A 23947-nucleotide genomic window follows, 5' to 3' on the forward strand; every position below is an offset into this window, starting at 1 on the left:
TGCATGTTATTACCATGAAGGGATGACCACTCGCGCCCTTCGTCGCGACGCTGCGGAGAACCGCGCCGGCATCCTGTCCGCGGCTCGCAGCGCCCTTGCCACCGACCCGCACGCCTCCCTCGACGCGATCGCCCGCACCGCCGGCCTGTCCCGCCGCACCCTCTACGGGCACTTCGAGGATCGGGACGCCCTGATCCGCGAACTCGTCTCCACCGGCGCCCAGCGCTTCAACGCCATCGCCGCCTCGATCGACGACCCCGACGCCCGCCTCGCTCTCGCCCGACTGGCCGCCCGGCTCTGGGAGGAGGCGGGGCACATCCAGGTCGCCGCCGCGCTCGCCCTCGACGAGGCGCACGTCGAGCACACCGCCGCGGCCCTCGCGCCGTTGCGCCGGAGCGTCGCCGCCCTCGTACGACGGGGACAGGAGGACGGCAGCTTCCGCACGGACCTCGCCGCCCCGACGCTCGCCCGACTGATCGAGGAGATGGCGCGCACCGTCGTCTCCCGCACCGACGCGCAGAGCCGCGGCGCGGGAGACGTCGCCGTCCGGGCCGTGCTCAGCATCGCGGGGCTCTCCTGGCGCGAGGCCGACGAACTGCTCTCCACTCACCAGGACATCACCGCCGAGGACCAGGAGGTCCGCGCATGAGGATCACGTTGCACGAGGTCAGCAAGGGCCGCGCCGGCCAGGCGCTTCCGTCCATGAGTCTCGAGTTCCACTCCGGCGCCGTCCGCTACGCCCTCGCGGAGACCGAGCAGCGGCCGACCGTGCTCGGCCTCATCGCGAGCGGGCGGATGCGTCCGGACACGGGCCGCGTCACGATCGATGCGGCGGCGAGCCCGAAGGAGCTGCGCCGCCGCGTCGCGCTCGTGGACGCCCCCGACGTGAGCGACCCGCACCCGGACATCACCGTCGCCGGGGTGGTGGGCGAGGAGCTGATGTTCGCCGGACGCGGCGCGACCCCGCTCCACGCCCGCCGCTGGCTCGGCCGGGTGGGGTACCAGGAGCTCGCCTCCGTCCCCATCGGCTCGGTCGACCCGGCCGCGCGCGTGCGCATCCTGTGCGAGCTCGCGGTCCTCCGCGAGGGCGTCGAGGGCATCGTCCTCGTCGCCCCGGATCGTCACGGCGGCAGCCCGGACGGATGGTGGCGCATCGCGGCCGAGTTCGCGGACCGCGGGTACGCGATGCTCGTGATCGTCGGCGGTTCCGCCGCCGTCGCCCTCGAGCGGATGCACGAGTTCGATGCGATCAACGCGTCCGGACCGATCGAGCCCCTGGTGCTCGAACGTCCGGAACCCGCGGCGGACGCGCCGGAGGAGAGCATGGTGGCGGACGGATCCGCGACCGACGATGACGCCCCAGACCAGGGCGAACCCACGACCGACGAGGAAGGAGAAGCGCGATGAAGGTTCCCGCCATGATCGCCGCCGAGCTCCGCCGCCTGACCGCGAGCCGGATGGGCATCCTCGCCCTCGTGGCCCTGATCTGCGTGCCGATCCTCTACGGCGGCCTCTACCTCTGGGCGAACCAGGATCCGTATGCGAAGTTCTCCGAGGTCCCCGTGGCCCTCGTGGTCGACGACGAGGGCGCTCCCGCCCCCACGACCGGTACCGAGCCGGCGACCGACGAGACCGTCAACTACGGCGAGGACGTGGCGGAGAACCTCATCGAGGGCAACGCCTTCGACTGGCAGCGCATGACCGAGGACGAGGCCGCCGACGCCCTGCGGCACGGCGTGGTCGACTTCACCGTGACGATCCCGGCCGACTTCTCCGCCGCCCTCACCTCCGCGGCGGGCGACGACCCGCACCAGGCCCGGATCGAGCTGGAGACGAACGACGCGAACAACTACCTCGCCTCGTCGATGGGCTCGCAGGCCGTGGAGAAGATCCGCAGCTCCGTCGCCGAGATGGTCGGCAGCGAGGCCGCGGAGAGACTGCTGACCGGGCTCAGCGACGTGCGCGACAACCTGGTCTCCGCGACGGACGGCGCCACGCAGCTCGCCGACGGCGCGAGCACCGCGGCCTCCGGCAGCACGTCCCTCGCCGACGGCACAGCGCAGCTCGCCGAGGGCTCCGCGCAGCTCGCCTCCGGGGCGCAGACCCTCGCCGACGGCGCCCAGCAGGTGAGTGCCGGCAACCGCCAGCTCGCCGACGTCGCCGACCGGGCCGGAGCCGCAGTGCAGGAGGCGACGAATGCGCTGCCGCAGGTGCGCGCGGACATCACCGACGTCCTCACCGAGCAGGGACTCGCGCCCGAGGAGATCGACGCGGTGCTCGCGCGCCTGGATCCTCTCGGCACCCGGATCGAGGAGGGCAACGCCCAGGTGCAGGACGCGGTCGGCAAGGTCGATCAGCTCGCCGCCGGTTCCGCCTCGCTGGCCGCGGGGGCGAGTGATCTCGCCGGCGGCGCCGGCACCCTCGCGACGGGCGCGGCCGCGGCGAACGCGGGCGCGGCCCAGCTCCGCGACGGTCTGCAGACCCTGTCCTCCGGGACCACGGAGCTGCGGGACGGCCTCGCCGACGGCGTGCAGGCCATCCCCGCCTCCACCCCCGACCTGCGCTCACTGCAGGCCGACACGATCGCCGACCCGGTGAAGGTCTCCAGCGACAAGGTCGCCTCCGCCGAGGACTACGGCGCGGGCCTCGCCCCGTTCTTCGCCGCCCTCTCCGCGTGGATCGGCATCTATGCGCTGTTCCTCATCGTGAAGCCGATCTCCCGCCGCGCGGTCACGGCGCTGCACTCCCCGATCCGGATCACGCTCGCGGGCTGGCTGACGCCGGCGATGCTCGGCGCGGTGCAGATGCTCGGGCTGATGGGCATCCTGGCGCTCACGCTCGGCTTCACGTTCGATCATCCGCTGGGCACCCTCGGGGTGATGATGTTCGCCTCGGCCACGTTCGCCGCGATCATCCTCGCCCTCAACGTCTGGCTCGGCTCCGTGGGGCAGTTCCTCGGGCTCGTCCTCATGGTGCTCCAGCTCGTCACCGCGGGTGGGACGTTCCCGTGGCAGACCCTGCCCGCTCCCCTCGCCGCGCTGCATCACGTGCTGCCCCTCGGCTACGTCGTCGACGCCATGCGCCAGCTCATGTACGGCGGCGACTACGCCCGGGCCGGCTGGGATCTGGCGGTGCTGGGCGCCTGGCTGGCGGGGGCCCTGCTGCTGGCGATGATCGGGGTGACCCGCATGACGCATCGCCGCACGCTGCGGGATCTGCAGCCCAGCCTCATCGGCTGAGCCTCCCGCTCGCCGCGGTCCGTCCCGCGGCGAGCGCGGGAAGGCTATGATGCGAGAGCGCGTACCCGTGAAACGCGTACTGGGGCTCGGTGGGACTGAGTCCCACCTGGCTACCCGAAAGAGTTCTCGACGATGATGACCGATTCGCCGGCGTCCGCCGTTCCCCCGCGCCTCTCCTTGGGTGCCCGCATCGGACGCATCGCGTTCCTCGTGGTCGCCGCTGTCGTGATCGTGGCCGTCGCCGCCGCGTTCTTCGTGACGTGGACGATCCAGCGCTCCTTCCCGCAGACCTCCGGCACCACGACGCTCGACGGCCTGAAGGCGGAGGTCACCGTGCAGCGCGACGCCAGCGGGGTGCCCTCGATCACCGCTGACTCCTCGGACGACCTCTTCTTCGCCGAGGGCTTCGTGCACGCGCAGGACCGGTTCTTCGAGATGGACTTCCGCCGCCACGTCACCTCCGGGCGGGTCGCCGAGCTGTTCGGCGCATCCCAGGCCGGCACCGACGCGTTCCTGCGCACCCTGGGCTGGCGCACCACCGCCGAGGCCGAGGTCGAGGCGATGGACGACGTCACCCGCGGCTACTACGAGGCCTACGCGGACGGTGTCAACGCCTACCTGTCCTCGCGTTCGGGCGCGGAGCTGTCGCTCGAGTACGCGGTCCTCGGGCTGCAGAACCCCGACTACGAGCCGGAGCCGTGGGAGCCGGCGGACTCGGTGGCGTGGCTGAAGGCGATGGCCTGGGATCTCCGCACCAACGTCGAGGACGAGACCGAGCGCGCACTGCTCGCCGGGCAGCTCGCCGACGACCCGGACGCCGACGTGGAGGCCCTGCTCGGCACGCTCTACCCGGACTACCCCTTCGATCGGAACCCGGTGATCGTGCCCACCATCTCCACCGTCCCGCCGCTGGAGCCCGGCGCCGAGCCTGCGGCCTTCCCCACGCCTCAGGGCGACGGCGAGGCGCAGCAGGCGCTCACCACGGTGGAGTGGGAGGAGACGTCCTCCGTCATCGAGGCGGCGAGCATGCTCGTCGGCGACGTCGGCGAGGGCATCGGCTCTAACTCCTGGGTGGTCTCTGGTGACCTCACCGAGTCCGGGATGCCGCTGCTCGCCAACGACCCGCACCTCGGCGCCTCGCTCCCGTCGGTCTGGTACCAGGTGCAGCTCAAGTGCTCGACGGTGGACGAGGACTGCCCGTTCGATGTCGGCGGGTTCTCCTTCTCCGGACTGCCCGGCATCGTCATCGGCCACAACCAGCGCGTGGCCTGGGGCTTCACCAACCTCACCACCGATGTCACCGACCTGTACGTCGAGCGCATCGAGGGCGACTCCTACTGGCGCGACGGCGAGCTCGTGCCGCTGGAGGAGAGCACGGAGACCATCGAGGTCGCCGGCGGGGACGACATCGAGCTCACCATCCGCTCCACCGTGCACGGACCGATCATCTCCGGCCTCACGGACGACTTCACCGCGATCGCGGACGACCCGACGCCCGGGCTCACAGCGGAGGGCACCGTGCCCGACGCCCCCGGGTCCGACGATGCCGAGTACGCCGTGAGCCTGCGGTGGACGGCGCTCGACCCCGGCACCACGGCGACGGCGATCTTCGCGCTGTCGACCGCCCAGGACTTCGAGGACTTCCGCCGCGCGGCCTCCCTGTTCGACGTGCCGGCGCAGAACCTCATCTACGCCGACGTCGACGGCAACATCGGCTACCAGACCCCCGGCCGCCTCCCGATCCGCGGGGCCGGCGACGGCTGGATGCCGCAGCCCGGATGGGACAGCAGTTACGACTGGACCGGGTACATCCCGTTCGAGGAGCTGCCGGTGTCCTACAACCCCCGCTCCGGATACATCGTCACGGCCAACAACGCCATCGTCACCGACGACTACGAGCACTTCCTCTCGCGGGACTGGGACCAGGGCTACCGCGCCGCCCGCATCGCCCACCTCATCGAACGCCGGGCCGCCGCCGGGCCACTGACGGCCGACGACATGCGCGAGATCCAGATGGACGGCGAGATGTGGATCGGCACACAGCTCGTGGCCGCGATGGCCGACGTCGAGGTCGAGGGAGCGGGTCCGCAGCGCGCGGTCGAGCTGCTGCGCGGGTGGGACGGGCAGAACAGCGCGTCGTCCGCCGGGGCCGCGTACGCGAACGTGCTGTGGTCGAACCTCGTGCAGAACATCTTCGCCGAGCGGGAGCAGCCTCTCCCGATCGACGGCCAGGGCCGCCTGTTCACCGTCGTCGGCGCGATGCTGGAGGACCCGGACGACCCGCTGTGGAGCAACCCCGAGCTCGATGTCGACGGCCGGGACGAGATGCTCGCGCTGTCGGCCGAGGAGGCGTACGACGAGCTGTCCGGGATCCAGGGCACGGACGTGGCGCGCTGGAGCTGGGGCGACCTGCACGCCCTCACCCTCACCAGCGACACGTTCGGCTCCTCCGGCATCGCCCCGATCGAGGCCCTCTTCAACCGTGGGCCCTATCCGGTGGGCGGCGGGGCCTCCGTGGTCGATGCGACGGGGTGGCAGCTCGGCGTCTCGTACGCCACCACCACCGTCCCCTCCATGCGCATGGTCGTCGACCTCGCCGACTTCGACGACTCGACCTGGATCCACCTCACCGGCGCCTCCGGTCACGCGTTCCACGCGCACTACGTCGATCAGACGAAGGACTGGTCGACGGGGGTCCAGCGTCGCTGGGCGTTCACGCCGAAGGCCGTGAAGGCGGCATCGGTCGACACCCTGACACTCACGCCCGCCGGCTGAGAGGCGGGTGGAGGGTGCTCGGCTAGCGTGGACAGATGCCCACCAGCTACCTCGCCCCGAAGGGGACGCCGGCCACCCTCCTCGAGTTCGAGCACGGCGGTGCGACCCTGATCGCCGAGACCTTCGGCGACGGCCCGCCCACCTATCTGCTGCTGCACGGCATCGGCATGGGCCGCAGCGTCTACCTCGACCTCACCCAGCGGCTGCAGGGGCGGGTGATCGCGCTCGACCTCCCCGGCTTCGGCGAGGCCCCGGAGCCCACGCGGACGCTGACGATGCAGCGGCACGCGGACCTGGTGGCCGCCTATCTCCGGCATGTCGACGCGGATCCCGTCGTGGTGATCGGGCACTCCATGGGCAGTCAGATCGCGGCGGAACTCGCCGCCCGGCATCCGTCCCTCGTGGCCGGGGTCGTGCTGGCGGGCCCGACCGTCGACAAGGCCGAACGGAACATCGGCGCCCAGGCCCGCTACCTCCTCCAGGACCTCCTGGGCGAGCGCCCCCTCGTGATCTGGCGCGGTGCCCGCGAGTACCTCCGCGGCGGCCCGCACCTGATCCGCAAGATGCGGGCGACCATCGTGCATCAGCCGGAGAAGGCGTTCGTGCGTATCGCCTGCCCGGTGCTGGTGCTGCGCGGCGAGGACGACCCGCTGGCCCCGATGAGCTGGTGCCAGGACATCCTCGACGCCATCCCGGGGGCGGAGCTCGCCGTCATCCCGGACCACGGACACGGCACCCTCATCAGCGATTCCGAGCCCGCCGCCCGCCTCATCGAGGCCTTCGCCGCCCGCACCTAGCCCTTCGAATCGCTCACTGTGCGGCATCTGCGGCCGAAATGGAGCACAGTGCGCGATTCGAAACGGTCAGCCGGCGGCGGGAGGGGTCTGCTTCGACTCGGCGAGCTCGTCGACGACGAGACCCCGCTGCTCGATCGTGCCGTTGCGGTAGGCCTGCCGGCCCACCATGTGCGCGGACAGGGGCGCAGTCGCGAACTGCATGAGCACCACGGGGGCGACGAGCACGAGGCCGAACAGCACACCGCCGACGGACCGCTGCGACAGCGCGATCGCCACGCAGATCAGCAGCAGCCCGAGCACCTGCGGCTTCGTCGCGGCGTGCAGTCGCGTGGGCACGTCGCGGAAGTGCAGGAGCCCCACGGAGGCGGAGAGGCAGAGGATCGCCCCGAGCAGGATGAGCACGAGCACCGCCACGTCGACGACGGCGTCAGGGATCATCAGACCGAACACGTTCATGGTGTCGTGTTGTCCCTTCTCGCGACGAACCGGGCGACCGCGATCGATCCGAACACACCGACCGCCGCGATGATGAGGAGCACGGGGATGTTGCGGGTGTGGCCGTTGATGGCCATCTCGGCGCCGAGCACGCACATGACCTCGGTCAGCAGCACGTCGGCGGCGACGGCACGGTCGAGGATCGACGGACCACGCACGATGCGGATGACGGCGAGGATCGCGGCCACACCGAACACGGCGAGGATGATGAGGAGCAGGGTGTTCATCGGGCACCGCCGATCGTCGCGGGGTCGATGCGGCCGGCACGTTCGTCGGCCTTGAGCGCCCGGTACTGGGTCGGATTGCCGAGCGCCCGGACGATGCGCTTCTCCCAGCCGAGCACGCCCTGCCGCTGCTTCTCGACGTCCTCCCGGCTGCGCACGCCGATCACGTGCAGGTAGAGGATCCCGCGGTCGCGATCGGCCTCGACCACCAGGGAGCCCGGGATGAGCGACGACACCACGGCGACGTGCGTCATGACGAGGTCGTCGGCATAGCGGAGCGGCACCGCGATGATGGCGGTGCCGGGCTGACGGCGGAAGTCGAACACCTGCACCGTCACCGAGAGCGCGCCACGGAGGATCGCGAAGAGGAACTGCACGACGAACAGCGCGCCGTACCAGAGGTTGATGCGGCCGGAGAGCTCGACCGTGGGCAGGCGGAACACCCGCGTCACGAAGATCGCCACCACGAGCCCCGTGAGGAAGGAGAGCACCGTGAACTGGGCCCACAGCAGCATCCACAGCACGATCAGCCAGGCGAGGAACGGCAGCTGCATGCCGATGTCCCGCCAGACGCTCTTGGTCTCGGGGCTCATCCCTCCACCTCGTCTTCCAGCTGGACGAGGTTGACCGGCTGCAGCAGGCCCGCCCCGATACGGTCGCACAGAGCGTACAGCGGTCCGGCGAAGATCGTCAGGGCCACCGTCACGGTGACCATCCCGGCGGTGGCCACCGTCATGATCTTGGGGATGTGCCGGCGCTCCTGCTGCTCATCCGCGGCGGGGGCTCCGGTGAGGTACGAGATGCGCCCCTCGGTCTCGGTCGAGTCCTCCTCCTCACGCCAGAAGGCGAGGTTCCAGGCCCTCATGAGGGCGTAGAGGGTGAGCAGCGACGTGATGATGCCGCCGAAGATGAGCACGATCATGAGCGGCGTGCCCACGGACGCGGCCGCTTCGAACAGGGCGAACTTGCCGATGAACCCGGAGAACGGCGGCAGACCACCGAGGTTGATCGCCGGGATGAAGTACAGCAGCGCGATCACGGGAGCGATCTTGAGCAGACCCTTGACCCGGAGGATGGAGGTGCTGCCGGCCCGACGTTCGATGAGTCCCACCGCGAGGAACAGGGTGGTCTGCACGACGATGTGGTGGACGATGTAGTACACGGTCGCGCCGATCGCCGCCGGGGTCGCGATCGCGAGACCGAAGATCATGTAGCCGACGTGGCTGACGAGCGTGAACGACAGGATCCGCTTGAGCTCGGCCTGCGCGACGGCGCCGAGGACCCCGACGATCATCGTCGCCAGCGCGATGATGAGCAGCAGCGTGTCGATGCTGTTCGAGGCGAAGAGCTGCGTCTCCGTCCGGATCAGCGCGTACACGCCGACCTTGGTCAGCAGGCCGGCGAACACGGCGGTCACCGGCGCGGGGGCCGTCGGGTAGGAGTCGGGCAGCCAGAACGACACGGGGAAGATCGCGGCCTTGATCCCGAAGGCGACCACGAGCATGAGGTGCAGCACGAGCTGCGTGTCCTGCGGCAGCTCCGCCATCCGCTCGGCGATCTGGGCCATGTTGACCGTGCCGAGGGCGCCGTAGATCATCGCGATCGACGCGAGGAACAGGATCGACGACACGAGCGAGACGACGATGTAGACCGCGCCGGTGCGGATGCGCGACTCCGTGCTGCCCAGGGTGATCAGCACGTACGAGGCCACGAGGAGGATCTCGAACCCGACGTACAGGTTGAACAGGTCGCCGGCGATGAAGGCGTTGAAGATGCCGGCGGCGAGGATCAGGTACGAGGGGTTGAAGATCGAGATCGGGGTCTCGTCCGCCCCGTCGGCCACGCCCTGACCGATGGAGAAGAGGAGGACCGCGAGCAGCACCACGCTGGAGACGAGCACCAGGAGCGCGGCGAGACGGTCGACGTAGAGGACGATCCCGAACGGCACCGGCCACCCGCCCACCGAGACCGCCAGCGGGGAGCCCGCGTCGACGACGACGAGCAGCACCGCCGCGATGACGGACACGACCGCGAGTGTCGCGACGGTGACGAACACCTGCAGGCGCGCATTGCGACCGAAGACCAGGGTGATCGCCGCACCGAGGAGCGGCAGGGCGACGAGGAGCGGGACGAGCGTGGTCATGGCCTGCCCTCCCCGTCTGTCGTGTCGTCGTCCCGGTCTGCAGCGCCGTCGGCGGCGCCATCGGGTTCGGGCTCCGGCTCGGGGACGAAGGGCGCGTCGTACGGCGCGTCATCGTGGATCGCCGGGTTGTCGCGCATGTGCAGGACGGTGATCGGAGCGGTCTGCACGCCCACGAAGTCGGTGGTGGCGTCGTCGTCGCCCGACTCGGACTCGTCGTCCATGAGGTCTTCGTCGGCGTCGGTGCGCTCGCGCAGCGCGATGTCGGCCTCGTCGTCCTCGACCGTGTCCGCCTGGCCGAGCTGCCACGACCGGTAGATGAGCGCGAGCAGGAACGCGGAGACTGCGAACGTGATGACGATGGCGGTGAGCGTCAGGGCCTGCGGCAGCGGGTCGCTCAGGTCGCCCTCGGTGCCGAAGAACGGCGCGTTGCCCGGCACGCCCATCACGATGAGCAGCAGGAGGTTCGTGGCGTTGCCGAGCAGGAGGAAACCGATGAGGACGCGGGTGAGGCTGCGCTCCAGCATCGCGTACACGCCGCAGGCGAAGAGCACGGCCATGATCGCGATGAGGGCGAGCGAGACGTCCATCAGCCGTTCCCCCCGGTCCGCGAGGAGAAGTCGACGGCGGTGCTCTCGCCGGGGCGGAGCGCGGCCTGTCGGTCGACCTCCGCACCGAGGCTGCGGAGCACGTCGAGGACGAGTCCGATCACGACGAGGTACACGCCGATGTCGAAGATGGTCGAGGTGACGAACTCCATGTGCCCGATGCCGGGGATCTCCCACTCCCAGAAGGTGCTGGTGAGCGGCGCGAGGCCGAAGAACAGCGGCACGACCGCGGTGCCCACGGCGAGGATCAGACCCGTGCCGAGGAGGCGACCGGCATCGGTCGGCGCCGCAGCGCCCAGCTCCCAGCGCCCTCCCGCGATGTAGCGCATGACGAGCGCCATGCCGGCGACGAGCCCGCCCGCGAAGCCGCCGCCGGGGAGGTTGTGCCCGGCGAAGAGCAGGAAGATCGACACGACGATGATCGTGTGGAACAGGATGCGGACGATGACCTCGAGCAGGATCGACCGGTTCTCGGGCTTCATCTTCTGGCCACCGACGAGCCAGGCGCGCGGCGCCGAGCGGTTCTCCGCGGTCTGGAACCGCACGCCGTCCGTGGTCTCCACGAGTGGCCGACTGCGCGCGGACTTCCGCACCGAGCGGGGCAGGGTCTTCGTGGCGGCGAGGAGATCGGCGCGGTGCGTGACGAACACGAGTGAGGCGACACCGGTCGCGGCGAGCACGAGCACGGAGAGCTCGCCCATCGTGTCCCAGCCGCGGAGGTCGACGAGCGCCACGTTGACCACGTTCTTGCCGTGGCCGATCTCGTACGCGATCTCCGGGAAGATCGCCGAGATCGGGTCCGCCACGCGGGACTGGGTCGCGACGACGGCGACGAACGCCATGGTGAGGCCGACGCCGATGCCGAGGAGAGCGCGCGGGATGCGGCTCACGGAGGCGTTGTGCTCGCCCATGCGCGCCGGCAGTCGGCGCAGGACGAGCGCGAAGGTCACCATCGTCACCGTCTCGACGAGGATCTGGGTGAGCGCGAGATCCGGTGCCCCGCTGGTGGCGAAGAGCACGACCATGCCCAGACCGGTGACCGAGGCGAGCACGACGCCGGTGTAGCGCTTGCGCGCACGCACCGCCACGACGCCGGCGACGGCCATGATCGGGGCGACGGCGAGCTGGGCCGGCGTGTGCCACAGCGAGAGCTGGTAGCGGTCGATGTCGCTCGCCACCAGCGCGGTGACCTCGGCGGCGACGAAGACGACGAAGATCGTCCCCACGTAGACGGGCAGCGAGCCGCGCTGGGTGAGCGTCGTGCTCAGCACCGAGAGCCTGTCGATGCCGCGCATCACCACGTAATAGGCGTCGGCGGCGGTGAACGGCAGCAGGCGGGGGCGGCGGTCCCACCCGGTCCGGCGCGTGAGCAGGAAGAGTCCGATGCCGAGCAGGATCGACAGGATCGAGATGCCGAGAGCGGGCTCGAGGCCGTGCCAGAGGGCGAGGTGACCAGGTCCCTCGACGGCTGCCCCCTCGTGGTCGAGTCCCGGGGTCGCGGTCAGCGCATACGGCTGCAGGGCGACGTCGAGGGCCGGGGCGCCGATACCCGCGGCGAGCGTCACTCCGGCGAGGATGATCGGCGCGGAGAGGAAACCCACCGGGGGGTCGGGCCAGACCGTGTCCGGCTGCCGCTGTCCGTCGGCATCGCGCTTGGTCCAGAACGCGCCCCAGAGGAAGCGGACGCCATATGCCGCAGTGAGCATGGATCCGAGAGCGACGCCGATCAGGGCGACGAGGCCCCACACCGAGCCGCCGAGGGCGTCGTCCAGGAGTGCCGTGAGCGTCGATTCCTTCGCCACGAATCCGATGGTCGGGGCCACGCCGGCCATCGACGCCACGGCGATGAACGCGGCCGTGGCCATGACCGGTGCCTGGCGGCCGACGCCGGAGAGCTCGGTCACGTCACGGGTGGAGAGCTGCCGGTCGATCACGCCGACGATGAGGAACAGCGCCGACTTGAACAGCGCGTGCCCGATCACGAGGGCGATGCCGGCGAGCGCCGCCGCCTGCGTGCCGTAGCCGACGACGACCGCGAAGAAGCCGAGCTGGCTCACGGTGCCGAACGCGAGCACGCGCTTGAGGTCGGTCTCCCGCAGCGCCTGGATGCCGCCGAGCAGCATGGTGAGGATGCCGAGCGTGAGCACGATCGGCCGCCACGTCGGGCTGAAGGCGAAGATGGGCGCGAAGCGGGCGATGAGGTAGATGCCTGCCTTCACCATGGCCGCCGCGTGCAGGTAGGCGCTGACCGGGGTGGGGGCCGCCATGGCGCCGGGCAGCCAGAAGTGGAAGGGGAACAGCGCCGACTTGCTGATGGCGCCGATCAGGAGCATGACGATCGCCGCATCGACGATCGGGCCGGTCGGCGCGATGGCGAGGATCTCCCGGATGCTCGACGTCCCGGTGTCGACGACGAGCAGCACGACGCCGACGAACATCACCAGTCCGCCCAGGGTGGTCACGAGGAGGGCCTGCAGCGCGGCGCGTCGGCTGGCGGCGCGGCGGCGGTAGTGACCGATGAGGAGATAGGAGAGGATGCTCGTGGCCTCCCAGAACATCACGAGCATCACGAGGTCGTCGGTGAGGACCAGACCGTACATCGCCCCCGCGAACGCGAGGAGGACGCCCGCGAACTGCCCGATGCCGGCGGCCTCGTCGTGGAAGTACCAGCGGCAGTAGAGGAGCACCAGCGCGCCGACGCCCGTGACGATGAGCGTGAGGACCCACCCGAGGACGTCCATGTTCATGGACAGGTTCAGTCCGAGCTGCGGGATCCACGGCACGGAGACGAACGGCACGGGGCCGTCGAGCACCTGCGGCGTGAGCACGAGTGCATGCACGAACGCTGCGGCCGGGACGAGGGCGGCGACGGCGAAAGCCTGAGCTCCCAGCCAGCGCACCAGGACGGGCATCAAGAGCGACCCGAGAAGGAACACTGCGAGGAGCATCAGCATATACGCGGCTCCTCGGGGCTCGTCGGCCGTGTGGCTCAGGCGGGCGGTCTCCGTACAGTTTACCGGGCCGAGGCGCCTGTCGGCCCCGCGAGCTTCGAGATCGCGTGTCAGAGTGGTCGCATGCGGCGGGTCTGGGGGCGCGAGCTGGCGGGGTGGGCGGCCGCGCTGGCGCTGGCGCTGCTCGCCGTGGGACACCTGGCGACGTCACCCCGATCGATCCTGATGTTCGACGACGGGGACTCGCTGATCGTGGCCCTCGTCGGCCGATCGATCCTGGATGGGGGTGGGGGCGACTGGGCGCTGTCCAGCGTGCTCTTCCTCCCCGAGATCGCGGTGTTCACGGCCCTCGATGCCGTGCTGCCGTTCGACGTGAACGGCGTGCTGGCGGTCAATGCGGTGGTCAACGTCCTCGCGCTCTACGGGGCGATCCGGCTCGTCGCCGGGCGGCGCGTCGAGGGTCGCGCACCGGTCGCCTGGTCGGTCGGCGCCCTCGCCGTGTTCTGTCTCCTCATCGCCACGGAGTCCTCGCCGTCCCGCGACGCGCTCGAACTCGCATCGCTGATGCTGACGACCACGTACTACTCCGCGACCGTCGTGGGCGTGTTGCTCGCCGTCGGCCTGTGTCGGCGTTTCCTCGATCGCCCCCGCAAGGGTGCGGCACTGCCCGTGTCTCTGGGGATGGTCGCGACGGTGGCGACCCTGAGCAATCCGCTGTTCGCCGCTTGGGCCACGGTGCCGCTCTCCCTCGTCCTGGGCGGCTTCTGTCTCACCACTCTCGCGGTCCGGCGCCGGGGTCTCGCGCTGATCGCCGCGCTGGTCGGGGGCAGCATCCTCGGCTTCCTCGGTCGCATTCCCTTCTCGGCATGGATCGCGAACTCCGGCGCGGGCTACATCCAGCCCGCGGAATGGATCCACTCCGCCGCGTACTACGCCGACCTCGCGATCGATCGGCTGTCGTCCCCCGGCGGGGTGCTCGGCACGGTCGCCGTCCTGGCGCTGACGCTGCTCGCGGTCGTGCGGACGGCCCACGCGTCGGACGCCGGTGACCGCCTGGTGGCCACGGCCGCCTGGGCACTCCCGCTCATCGTGCTCGTCGGCGGCATCGCGGCGGGGACGCACGCGGCGCGATACCTGCAGCCGCTCGTCTTCGCCCCGATCCTGGCTCTCCTCACCCTGCCGCGCGTCCGGACGCGGCGAGCCACGCTGACGCGGGTCGTCTCCGCCGTCGTCGCCGTCGTCCTCCTCGTCGGCGGCTCCGCGTCCGTACCCCGCATCGTCCAGGCGGCGAGCGCTCCCGACCCCGACCTCGCCTGCGTCACGGACTGGGTGGACTCGTCGGGGCGCACCGGGGCAGGACAGTTCTGGACCGTGCGGCTGCCGAAGCTGCACGCGACCGACCCGGCCCGGCTCGTGCAGGTCGACCACGAGCTCCACGGGTACGCGTGGCTGGTGGACCGCCGCGACTTCGCGGCGGGGGAGGTGTCGTTCCTCGTCGAGGACGCGCAGACGGTGGCGTGGAACCTGCCGACCGCTGCGGCCCCGACAGCCGTCATCGCGTGCGGGCGATACCGCATCCTCGACTACGCCCCGGCGACGCTTCCCCTCGGACCCGTTCGCTCCTGACCGGTGCGCGCGGTCAGCGCGACGGAGGCGGCGCGGTCGTGGTGCCGGCGCGGAAGACGCAGTGCAGGTCCTGCGTGATGCCCGGCTCACCGCGCAGCATCCTGGCGACCTGCTCTCCCGCCGCCCTGCCCTTCTCCACCGCCGGCTGCACGCTCGTGGTGAGGGTGAGGTCGCCGAGGCCGTCGAGGGGGATGCCGTCGAAACCCGCGACCGAGAGGTCTTCGGGAACGCGGAGTCCGAGCTCCTCCGCGGCGCGGATCACACCGACGGCCAGCAGGTCGCTCTGCGCGAGCACGGCGGTCGGGCGGGCGGAGGGATCGGCGAGCAGCATCCGCCCGACGAGGATGCCCTCGTCGATGAGGCTGCCCGAGGCCGAGATCGCCGGTGCGTCCGGGAAGACCTCCCGCATGCCGGCGAGGCGGTCGACCGTCACGTCGACGGTGGCGCGGGCCAGACGCTCCGGCGTGATGAGGGTGCGCTCGCGCTCGGCGTCCAGCGAGAGCGTGACGAGCGCGACGTCCCGGTGTCCGAGGTCGCGCATGTGCCGGGCGATCTCGGCGGAGGCGGCGACGTTGTCCAGGGTGATGCGCGGGACGTCGAGCCCCGCGTCCCCCTCGATGACGACGACCGGGAGACCCCGTCCGCGCACGATCTCCAGGGACGCGCGGGTGCGCCCCGAGCAGCCGATGAGCACCACCGCGTCGACGGGGGCGCTCGCGATGGCCGAGCCGTCCTCGCCCGGCTCGTCGCGCATGAGGAGGATTCCGGCGCTGAGGTCGGCCAGGCCGTCGGTGAGGCCGTCCATCATGGCGGTCGTCACGGGGTCGAGGAAGGCGGCGCGCAGATGCCCCTCGAGGACCACCGCCACGATGCCGCTGCGTCCGCGGCGGAGGGAGGCGGCGCGCGGGTCGGGCCCCGTGTAGCCGAGGTCGGTCGCGGCGGCCAGCACCCGGTCGCGGGTGGCGGGTGCGACCTTGGCCTTGCCGCTGAAGACGACCGACGCGGTCGAGGTGGCGACCCCCGCCTCGCGAGCCACATCGGCGATCGTGGGCCGGCGCGGCGTCTCCCTGGTCATACTCCGAGGATAACCCGGTTCGGTCGCGCAAGGTCGAATCGATTCGATAGGCTGTCCGCCATGGACACCGCCCTTTCCCGTTCGCAGTTCGTGCGCTGGCGCACCGCGATCTTCGCCATCTTCCTCGCCAGCGGCCTCTCGATCGCGACCTGGGCCTCCCGCGTGCCCGGGATCAAGGAGGCGCTCGACCTCGACAATGCGCAGGTCGGCCTGATCCTCCTGGGCATGGGCGTGGCGTCCATCCTCGGCATCTCGACCAGCCCCGCCGTCATGGCCCGGACCGGTGCGCGGCGCGGGATGCTCCTGGCGATGCTCACGTTCGCCACGGGCATCGCGCTCGTCGGCCTCGGCGCGACCGTCTTCGGTTCCGTGCCGGTCGTCCTCATCGGCATGGTGCTCTTCGGCTTCGGCAACGGCTGCGTCGACGTCATGATGAACGTCGAGGCCACCGCCATCGAGCAGCAGATGGGCCGCACCATCCTGCCGGTCTTCCACGCGTTCTTCAGCTTCGGCACCGTGCTCGGCGCCGGCATCGGCGCCCTCGCCGCGGCCCTCCAGGTCGACGTCGGCACGCACGCGGTGTCGATGGGCGTCCTCATCGCCGTGATCGCCGTCGTCTGCTTCTTCCAGGTGCCCGTCCGCGAGGCCGCGCTCGACCCCGAGGACCACGAGAAGCCTCCGTTCCGCCAGCGGATGCACACGGCGCTCGAGGCCTGGCGCGAACCGCGCACGTATCTGCTGGGAACCGTCATGCTCGGCATGTCCTTCGCGGAGGGCGGAGCCAACGACTGGATCGCCCTGGGCACGGAGCAGGGACACGGCTTCGCGGAGGGCACCGGGGCCGTCGCCCTGGCGGTCTTCTCCGTCGGCATGACCGTGGTCCGCCTCTTCGGTGGACCGCTGGTCGACCGCTTCGGCCGGGTGCTGGTGCTGCGCATCCTGGCCGCGACCGCCGCCACCGGAATCCTGCTGTTCATCCTCGCGCCCACGCTGCCGCTGGTCCTCGTCGGCGCGGCGCTGTGGGGCATCGGCGCGTCGCTCGGCTTCCCCCTCGGCATGTCGGCCGCCGCGGACGATCCCGCCAAGGCCGCAGCACGGGTGAGCGCGGCGGCGACCATCGGCTACGTGGCGTTCCTCGGCGGCCCGCCCGTGCTCGGGGTCATCAGCGAGCACATCGGACTGCTCAATACGCTCTTCATCCTCGTCGCGCTCGTGGTGCTCTCCGGGCTCTTCTCCGGCGCCGCCCGCCCGCTCCGCGCGGAGGAGAAGGCTCCGGCGGTTCCGACCGTCGAGGGCTGACTCAGTCCTCGACCCCGCGGACGAGCGCGGCCGCGTGCGACCGGCTGCGCGCGCCGAGCTTGGTGAGGACGTTCGAGACGTGCGTCTTCACCGTCGGGACGGAGATCCGCAGGCGCGCGGCGAGCTGGGCGTTCGACCACCCCTGCAGGATCCCGTCGAGGACGTCGCGCTCCCGGGGCGTCAGCTCCGGCAGCGCGAACGTCGTCATCGGCGCCGGCTCCGGGGTGGACGCCGCCACCGCGGCGAGCGCGCGGCGTGTGACCCGCGGATCCAGCGCTCCCTCTCCGGCGGCGACAGCACGCACCGCCTGGACGAGAGTCGGCGCGTCGACCGTCTTCAGGAGGAATCCGACCGCTCCCGCCCGGATCGCCGCGAGCACGAGCTCGTCCTCGTCGAAGCTCGTCAGGACGAGCACATCCCCCAGTCCGCGCTCGACGATCTCGCGGGTGGCCGAGACCCCGTCGCGTCCCGGCATGCGCAGATCCATGAGGACGACATCCGGCCGGAGCGCTGCGGCGTTGCGCACGGCCACCTCGCCGTCGGCGGCCTCCCCGACGACCGTGATGTCGTGCGTCTCCAGCATGATGCGCAGGCCGGCCCGGATCGCGCCGTGGTCGTCGGCGAGCAGCACGGTCGGTGCGGTCATGCCCGGCCCCCCACCGGCAGTCGCGCCTCGACCAGCCAGCCGTCGGGTTCCGCACCGGCCCGGAACGTCCCGCCCAGCGCGGTGATGCGCTCGCGAAGCATCTGCAGCCCCCACCCCTCGCCGCCTTGCCCGGCGGTGACGGTCGGCGCGCCGCCTCGCGACCGCACCGTCACGTGCGCCTGACCGTCGACAGGGCCGATGGCCACGTCGACCACGGCGCCGTTCGCATGGCGGACGCAGTTCCCCAACGCCTCACGCACCACCCGCACGACCGCCTGCTCTCCGCCGCCGCCGAGCGCACCCGGATCCTCGACGGCGAGGCGCACGTCCAAGCCCGAGCGTCGGGCCTCCGCGGCGAGGCCCTCGAGGTCGGCCCATCCCGGGGTCGGCGCGAGCGCCCCGTCGCCGCGGCGCAGCACCCCGATCATGGTGCGCAGGGCTCCGTGCGCGTCCAGCCCGGCATCGCGCACGGCCTGCAGCGCGGCGCGATCGTCCGACCGTGCCGCGGGCGCGGCGAGCGCCGCCTCCGCCCGGATGGCCATGGCCATCACGTGCCCCGCCACCACATCGTGGAGTTCGCGCGCCATCGCCTCGCGCTCGCGCTGCACGGCCTGTGCCCGATCTCGGGCGGCGGTCGCTGCGGCGTCCTCCGCCCGCTGACGGTGCAGGTCGGCCAACTCGTGCGCCTGCGACACCGCCACCGCCCACCAGTAGTCCGTACCGAAGATCGCGCCGAACTGCACCGCGAACAGGACCGCGACCGCGGGCGTCGCCGCCGAGAGGAGCAGGGCGGCGAGGAAGAGGACGACGGTCGCCGCGCCCAGGAGCACGAGCAGCACGCGGCGCCCGCGTGGGCCGGCGAGGAAGGCCGCCGTCCACAGCACATCCAGCAGCACCACGAGTGTCCCGACGCCGCCGACGGTGAGGAGGTCGGCGACGAAGAGCCCGGCGACGAGCGCGAGCACCGTCCACGGATGACGCCGCTTGCCGAGCGCGAGAGCGCAGGCCGGGATCGCGAGAACCAGGGCCCACCACGGCGAGACGTCCTCCGGTAGAAGGGAGAAGGGTCCCCAGATGCCGTGGAACCCGAGCGCCGCCATGACCGTCGCGAGAGCGGCCATGCCCAGCGGGTCCACCCACCACCGGTGCCGCCGGTACCAGGCGGCGGGCCCTCCGTCGGCCGGATCGTGCATGTCCTCATGCAACCACGGCGCGATCGGCGTCGCATCCGACCAAAGGATGAGGGCATCCGGACGACCCCGACTTTCGCCCGATCCGCGCTCGGCGTGCCGCCGGGATCGTGGAAGCATGGAACTCTTCGGCGGGCTGCCGCTGCCCCTCTCCCTCGCCGTGCTCGCGCTCATCGACGGTCTGAGCGTCGGGACGCTGCTCATCCCGGTCTTCCTCCTCCTGCACCCCGGACGCGTACGCGCCGGACGGATCCTCCTCTATCTCGCGACGATCGCCGTGTTCTATCTCGTGGTCGGGCTCCTCTTCCTCTGGGGGCTGGTGAACCTCGTCGACGTCGCCTCCGACTTCCTGAGCTCTCCCGCGGGCATGATCACCCGTCTCGTCGTCGGTGCCGCGCTGCTCGTCACCGCCTTCGTGATGCCGACGAAGCCTGCGGAGGCGGCGCCGGTCGGAGCGCCCGCGGCCACCACCGCGGCGACCGGCCCCGGCGGACCGGCCGGCGAACCGCTGTCCGGGCCGAACGCCCCGGCATCCCCTCCCGTTCCGTCCGCCGCCGCGACGGCCGCTGCGCGTCCCGGTCGGATCGTTCGGTGGCGGGAACGCCTGCTCGACCCGCAGACTCGGGGGTTCGCGGTCATGGCCGTCGCCATCGCCGCGGGGCTCGTGGAGGTCGCGACGATGCTCCCGTACATCGTGGCGATGACGATGCTCGCGGACGCCGGCGTCGACACGCCGCTCCGGGTGCTCTCCCTCGCCGGGTACTGCGCGCTGATGATCGCCCCGGCGCTCGTGCTCCTCGTGCTCCGACTCGTGGCGGCCCCGCTCGTGCAGCGTCCGCTGGAGCGCTTCGCTGCCTGGATGGAGCGGACGGGCGCGGAGAACACGGCGTGGATCATCGGCATCATCGGCTTCCTCATCGCCCGCTCGGCCGCGACGGAGCTCGGACTCTTCGATGCGTTCCTCTGACCGCGTGACCGGCGACGACGAAGTAGGCTCGTCGGGTGCGTCTCGTCATCGCCCGCTGCTCGGTCGACTACACCGGCCGACTCAACGCCCATCTTCCGCTCGCCACCCGCCTGCTCGTGCACAAGGGTGACGGGAGTCTGCTCGTGCACTCCGACGGCGGCAGCTACAAGCCGCTGAACTGGATGAGCCCGCCGTGTGTGCTCGCGACCGAGGAACCGGGCGAGGAGGAGGCCGGCGCCGGCGTCGTCGAGGTGTGGCGCGTGACCCACAAGAAGACCGGCGATGCCCTCCGCGTGCAGATCTACGAGGTCATCCACGACTCCAGCCACGAGCTCGGGATCGACCCCGGTCTGCAGAAGGACGGCGTCGAGGCCGACCTGCAGCGGCTGCTCGCGGAACAGGTGGACCGCGTCGCCGAGGGCGCCACCCTGGTCCGGCGCGAGTACCCCACGGCCATCGGCCCGGTCGACCTGCTGGTGCGCGACGCCGACGGCGTGGCGATCGCGGTCGAGGTCAAGCGCCGCGGCGACATCGACGGCGTCGAGCAGCTCACCCGCTACCTCGAGCTCCTGGGACGCGACCCCCACCTCGCCCCGGTGCAGGGCGTGTTCGCCGCCCAGGAGATCAAGCCGCAGGCCCGCGTCCTCGCCGAGGATCGCGGCATCCGGTGCCTCGTGCTCGACTACGACGACATGAAGGGCATCGAGTCGGGCATCCCCCGCCTCTTCTGACCTCAGCGCGTCGAGACCAGTCGCGGCCGCGGACCCTCCAGCCGCGCGATCGCGATCTTGACCTCGGTGAGCTCGTGCTCGATCCGGTCGAATTTCGCGTCCACCGCGGCGAACCGCGTGTCCATCCGACCGATCATCCAGCCGAATCCGCTGATGATCGCGACGAGAGTCGTCGCGGCCGTCGCCAGCATCGTGATGACTTCCACCGACACGTACATGCCCCCATTCTCACCCGTGATCCCGCCGCTGTCACGACTCTAGATCGGCGTGAAGGGTGTTCACGCGTTCGGTGGATGAACCCGTTTCGTGCACACCTGTGCAGGACGGGCGGGCACCCGTTCGCGGGACCCTAGGCTGGAGGCATGCCCTCTTCGCCTTACTCGTGTGTGCTCTGGGACGTCGACGGGACCATCGTCGACGCCTCGGTCGGGATCCTGCGTCGCCTGAACATCGCCCTGACGCACTTCGGCCACCCGGCGCCGACGCGCGAGGAGCTCGTGCACTGGATCGGCCCTCCCATGTTCCAGTCCTTCCAGGACCAGGCGGGGATGACGCCGGAGCAGTCGGCCGAGGCGGTGGCGTTCTACCGCACCCTCGGCAAGGCGGACGGGTACACGACCGACGTGCAGACGTATCCGGGGGTCGCCGAGCTGATCCATGACCTGCACGCGGCGGGAGTCCCCCAGGCGACGGCGAGCTCGAAGCCCGAGAACCAGGTCGACGCCCTGGTGGATCACTTCGGACTGCGGCCGTCGTTCCTCACGACCGTGGGCGCCACGCCGGACGAGGCCACGCTCGCGTCCAAGACCGACATCGTGGCCGAGGCGCTGCGACGGCTGCGCGCGCTCGGTGCCGACACCTCCCGCCCGGTCCTCGTCGGCGACCGGCACCACGACGTCGAGGGCGGTCTCGCCAACGGCGTGCCCGTGATCTTCGTCGGCTGGGGCTTCAGCGACCCGCACGAGGGCGACGACGCGGCGTTCCGCGTCTCGACCGTCGACGAGCTGCGCGCACTCCTGCTGCCCTGACCGGCTCCAGGGCCGTCAGGGAAGACGAAACTCCCCGCCGGGTCAGCGCCTGCGCGTGGATCCGACGGGGAGTTCCCGGTGTTGCTTCCGCCTCAGACGGGGCGGATGTTCTCTGCCTGCAGGCCCTTGGGACCCTGCGCCACATCGAACTCGACCCGCTGGTTCTCTTCGAGAGAGCGGTAGCCGGATGACTGGATGGCGGAGTAGTGCGCGAAGACGTCAGCGCCTCCGTCGTCGGGGGAGATGAAGCCGAAGCCCTTCTCCGAGTTGAACCACTTGACCGTGCCCTGGGTGCTCATGTACTGCCTGTTCTGCTGATGTAGAAGCCGACGCAGGGGTGCACCGACATCGCTAACGCTAGTGGAGGGGACCCCCGGCGGAATAGCCGTTGCGAGAAGGTAATCCAAATGTTGCATGAGCGGACGCGCCCGGAAAATGGTGTGGCCCTCACCGCGGGGGGAGCGATGAGGGCCGAAGACGACCGGAGGGTGCGTCAGAAACAGCCTAACCCCTCCGCGCGCTTCTTGTCCCCCTTTTGGGGGACAAATTTGAAAATCTTCGTGGCGGACGGCCGGGTAGCGGCCCTCTCGAGGAGTTCATTGGGGACTGAACTACTCGAGAGGGCCCAATCGCATGCACGGATCGCCCGGCCCGTGGGGAGGGCCTCCGCCTCCTGGGGAGAGGCGTAGACGATCGATCCCCTTGCATGCACTTTCACCATAGGGGAGGACGCGATCTCCCGCCATGGACCTTGACAGACGCAGGGGTAGCCTGATTCGGTGACCATGCTGAACAAGGACATGACGCTCTGCATCTCGCTGTCCGCACGGCCGAGCAACAACGGCACGCGCTTCCACAACCACCTGTACGAGGCCCTCGGTCTGAACTGGATCTACAAGGCGTTCGCGCCGACCGATCTGGCGCAGGCCATCGCGGGGGTGCGCGGCCTCGGCATCCGCGGGTGCGCGATCTCGATGCCCTATAAAGAGGACGTCATCGCGCTCGTCGACCGCATGGACCCCTCGGCACAGGCCATCGACTCCGTCAACACGATCGTGAACGACGACGGCGTCCTCACGGCCCACAACACCGACTATTCGGCGATCGCGCAGCTGATCGCGGAGAACGACCTCGACCCGGAGTCGTCGGTCCTCCTCCGGGGTTCGGGCGGCATGGCGAAGGCGACGGCCGCCGCGTTCCGCGACGCCGGCTTCACGGACGTGACCATCGTCGCCCGGAACGAGACGGCGGGCCGCGCCCTCGCCGAGCTGTACGGGTTCGCCTGGCGCGCCGAGGTCGGAGACGCGAGGGCCGACGTGATCGTGAACGTCACCCCGCTCGGCATGGCCGGAGGTGCGGAGGCCGACACCCTCGCCTTCCCGGAGCCGGCCATCGACGCCGCCGCGGTCGTGTTCGACGTCGTCGCGCTGCCCGCCGAGACGCCGCTCATCGCGGCCGGGCGCGCTGCAGGCAAGGCCGTGATCTCGGGAGCCGAGGTCGCGACTCGACAGGCGCTGGAGCAGTTCGTCCTCTACACCGGCATCCGCCCCTCGGCGGAGCAGGTGCGCGCCGCCGAGGAGTTCATGCGCGCCGGAGCCTGATGCACAGAGCCCGCGTCAGGAGGCGCGGCCCTCGGCCAGGTAGCCGAGACGGTGCAGCGTCTCCGCATTCCGCCAGCGGAGCATCGGCGTGGTCAGGAACCGGGGCAGGATCGTCGCCGGGCCCTTGACCGGCTCCTCATCGATGCGCACCTGGCATCCGCTCGGGGTCGTCCGCGCGCGGATCGTCACCTGCGCCTCTCCCACCGGCCAGCCGCGCGCCCGCATGACCGCACGGTGCGGCGGGTGCCACTCCACCAGTTCGGTGGTGTCGTCCAGGAGCGCGGGCCACGTGCCGACCGAATGGTGCAGCTGGGCCCCGGCCGCGGGCCAGGAGTCGTCCACGTCGCGCATGCGGGAGGCGCCGACCACCCACGCGGGGTAGAGCCAGCCGTTCGCCAGCACGCGGAACACGTCATGGGTGGTGCACGTCAGGTCGCGGGTGTTGGTGGCCATGGTTCCTCCGTTCCGACCTCATCCTGCGCGCTCCGGAAGACGGTCGGACAGGTGCTTGACATCCGCAGAGCCGACCGTCCGGCTAGCACAAACGTCTCGAGG

The 23947-nt window shown here is 71.0% G+C and carries 23 protein-coding genes; 11 read left to right on the forward strand and 12 right to left on the reverse strand.

Features of this window, described 5'->3' with window-relative positions; translation table 11 throughout:
• Positions 1–22: 22 nt before the first annotated feature.
• The 5 genes from BV453_RS08775 (at position 23) to BV453_RS08795 (ending at position 6811) form a co-directional block, all read left to right on the forward strand.
• On the forward strand, positions 23–649 hold the full coding sequence (locus BV453_RS08775; protein ID WP_025105202.1) for a TetR/AcrR family transcriptional regulator: 627 nt from the start codon (positions 23–25) through the stop codon (positions 647–649).
• Complete coding sequence (locus BV453_RS08780) at positions 646–1407, forward strand: hypothetical protein (protein WP_249521391.1); 762 nt, start codon at positions 646–648, stop codon at positions 1405–1407. Before BV453_RS08775 ends, BV453_RS08780 begins: the two co-directional genes overlap by 4 nt.
• The gene (locus BV453_RS08785) at positions 1404–3239 is read left to right on the forward strand and encodes a YhgE/Pip family protein (RefSeq protein WP_249521392.1); all 1836 of its coding nucleotides are present in this window, start codon (positions 1404–1406) and stop codon (positions 3237–3239) included. Before BV453_RS08780 ends, BV453_RS08785 begins: the two co-directional genes overlap by 4 nt.
• A 132-nt stretch (positions 3240–3371) precedes the next feature.
• The gene (locus tag BV453_RS08790) at positions 3372–6014 is read left to right on the forward strand and encodes a penicillin acylase family protein (protein ID WP_249521393.1); all 2643 of its coding nucleotides are present in this window, start codon (positions 3372–3374) and stop codon (positions 6012–6014) included.
• A 35-nt stretch (positions 6015–6049) separates the two neighbouring features.
• Complete coding sequence (locus tag BV453_RS08795) at positions 6050–6811, forward strand: alpha/beta fold hydrolase (protein WP_249521394.1); 762 nt, start codon at positions 6050–6052, stop codon at positions 6809–6811.
• Positions 6812–6877: 66 nt separating this feature from the next.
• Here the strand turns inward: BV453_RS08795 and mnhG are convergent, their stop codons facing one another.
• From mnhG to BV453_RS08825, 6 genes are read right to left on the reverse strand one after another with little or no spacing between them, the layout of a single operon-like run.
• Positions 6878–7267, reverse strand: a complete 390-nt coding sequence (gene mnhG / locus BV453_RS08800) for a monovalent cation/H(+) antiporter subunit G (RefSeq protein ID WP_025105197.1) — start codon at positions 7265–7267, stop codon at positions 6878–6880.
• Positions 7264–7533: a monovalent cation/H+ antiporter complex subunit F gene (locus BV453_RS08805; RefSeq protein ID WP_025105196.1), complete on the reverse strand. Its 270-nt coding sequence runs from the start codon at positions 7531–7533 to the stop codon at positions 7264–7266. The genes mnhG and BV453_RS08805 overlap by 4 nt, the downstream gene beginning before the upstream one ends.
• Positions 7530–8123, reverse strand: coding sequence for a Na+/H+ antiporter subunit E (locus tag BV453_RS08810; protein WP_062637626.1), 594 nt, complete (start codon positions 8121–8123; stop codon positions 7530–7532). Before BV453_RS08810 ends, BV453_RS08805 begins: the two co-directional genes overlap by 4 nt.
• A complete protein-coding gene (locus BV453_RS08815) occupies positions 8120–9673 on the reverse strand; it encodes a Na+/H+ antiporter subunit D (RefSeq protein WP_249521395.1) in 1554 nt (517 codons plus the stop codon). Before BV453_RS08815 ends, BV453_RS08810 begins: the two co-directional genes overlap by 4 nt.
• Positions 9670–10260 (reverse strand): Na(+)/H(+) antiporter subunit C, encoded by a 591-nt coding sequence (locus BV453_RS08820; RefSeq protein WP_025105193.1) that lies wholly within the window; start codon positions 10258–10260, stop codon positions 9670–9672. The genes BV453_RS08815 and BV453_RS08820 overlap by 4 nt, the downstream gene beginning before the upstream one ends.
• Positions 10260–13232 carry a Na+/H+ antiporter subunit A gene (locus BV453_RS08825; protein WP_249521396.1) on the reverse strand — a complete coding sequence of 991 codons (2973 nt, stop codon included), beginning with the start codon at positions 13230–13232 and terminating at the stop codon, positions 10260–10262. Before BV453_RS08825 ends, BV453_RS08820 begins: the two co-directional genes overlap by 1 nt.
• Positions 13233–13352: 120 nt before the next feature.
• On the opposite strand from BV453_RS08825, the gene BV453_RS08830 reads away from it, so the two are divergent.
• Positions 13353–14855 (forward strand): hypothetical protein, encoded by a 1503-nt coding sequence (locus tag BV453_RS08830; protein WP_249521397.1) that lies wholly within the window; start codon positions 13353–13355, stop codon positions 14853–14855.
• 13 nt (positions 14856–14868) lie between these two features.
• On the opposite strand, the gene BV453_RS08835 is transcribed toward BV453_RS08830, so the two are convergent.
• The gene (locus tag BV453_RS08835) at positions 14869–15930 is read right to left on the reverse strand and encodes a LacI family DNA-binding transcriptional regulator (RefSeq protein WP_249521398.1); all 1062 of its coding nucleotides are present in this window, start codon (positions 15928–15930) and stop codon (positions 14869–14871) included.
• Between the two features lie 60 nt (positions 15931–15990).
• Between BV453_RS08835 and BV453_RS08840 the strand changes: the two genes are divergently transcribed.
• Complete coding sequence (locus tag BV453_RS08840; protein WP_025105189.1) at positions 15991–17229, forward strand: MFS transporter; 1239 nt, start codon at positions 15991–15993, stop codon at positions 17227–17229.
• A 1-nt stretch (position 17230) separates the two neighbouring features.
• Here BV453_RS08840 and BV453_RS08845 read toward each other — a convergent pair whose 3' ends face one another.
• Entirely contained in the window at positions 17231–17875 is a 645-nt protein-coding gene (locus BV453_RS08845; protein ID WP_025105188.1) for a response regulator transcription factor, read from the reverse strand.
• Positions 17872–19068: a sensor histidine kinase gene (locus tag BV453_RS08850; protein ID WP_025105187.1), complete on the reverse strand. Its 1197-nt coding sequence runs from the start codon at positions 19066–19068 to the stop codon at positions 17872–17874. Before BV453_RS08850 ends, BV453_RS08845 begins: the two co-directional genes overlap by 4 nt.
• Before the next feature lie 115 nt (positions 19069–19183).
• Between BV453_RS08850 and BV453_RS08855 the strand changes: the two genes are divergently transcribed.
• The gene (locus BV453_RS08855) at positions 19184–20032 is read left to right on the forward strand and encodes a GAP family protein (protein ID WP_029989914.1); all 849 of its coding nucleotides are present in this window, start codon (positions 19184–19186) and stop codon (positions 20030–20032) included.
• A gap of 35 nt (positions 20033–20067) precedes the next feature.
• Entirely contained in the window at positions 20068–20763 is a 696-nt protein-coding gene (gene nucS, locus BV453_RS08860) for an endonuclease NucS (protein WP_060923428.1), read from the forward strand.
• A gap of 2 nt (positions 20764–20765) precedes the next feature.
• Here the strand turns inward: nucS and BV453_RS08865 are convergent, their stop codons facing one another.
• The gene (locus BV453_RS08865; protein ID WP_085604211.1) at positions 20766–20981 is read right to left on the reverse strand and encodes a hypothetical protein; all 216 of its coding nucleotides are present in this window, start codon (positions 20979–20981) and stop codon (positions 20766–20768) included.
• Positions 20982–21125: 144 nt separating this feature from the next.
• On the opposite strand from BV453_RS08865, the gene BV453_RS08870 reads away from it, so the two are divergent.
• Positions 21126–21791 carry an HAD hydrolase-like protein gene (locus BV453_RS08870; RefSeq protein ID WP_249521399.1) on the forward strand — a complete coding sequence of 222 codons (666 nt, stop codon included), beginning with the start codon at positions 21126–21128 and terminating at the stop codon, positions 21789–21791.
• 92 nt (positions 21792–21883) lie between these two features.
• Here BV453_RS08870 and BV453_RS08875 read toward each other — a convergent pair whose 3' ends face one another.
• On the reverse strand, positions 21884–22090 hold the full coding sequence (locus BV453_RS08875; RefSeq protein WP_017203899.1) for a cold-shock protein: 207 nt from the start codon (positions 22088–22090) through the stop codon (positions 21884–21886).
• A 480-nt stretch (positions 22091–22570) separates the two neighbouring features.
• Here BV453_RS08875 and BV453_RS08880 point away from each other — a divergent pair, with 480 nt between their 5' ends.
• Entirely contained in the window at positions 22571–23392 is an 822-nt protein-coding gene (locus BV453_RS08880; protein WP_308195717.1) for a shikimate 5-dehydrogenase, read from the forward strand.
• Positions 23393–23407: 15 nt separating this feature from the next.
• Here BV453_RS08880 and BV453_RS08885 read toward each other — a convergent pair whose 3' ends face one another.
• Positions 23408–23845, reverse strand: coding sequence for an SRPBCC family protein (locus BV453_RS08885; RefSeq protein ID WP_126893808.1), 438 nt, complete (start codon positions 23843–23845; stop codon positions 23408–23410).
• Between the last annotated feature and the right edge of the window lie 102 nt (positions 23846–23947).

The organism is Microbacterium sp. ER1 (assembly GCF_023383675.1).
Lineage (GTDB): Bacteria > Actinomycetota > Actinomycetes > Actinomycetales > Microbacteriaceae > Microbacterium.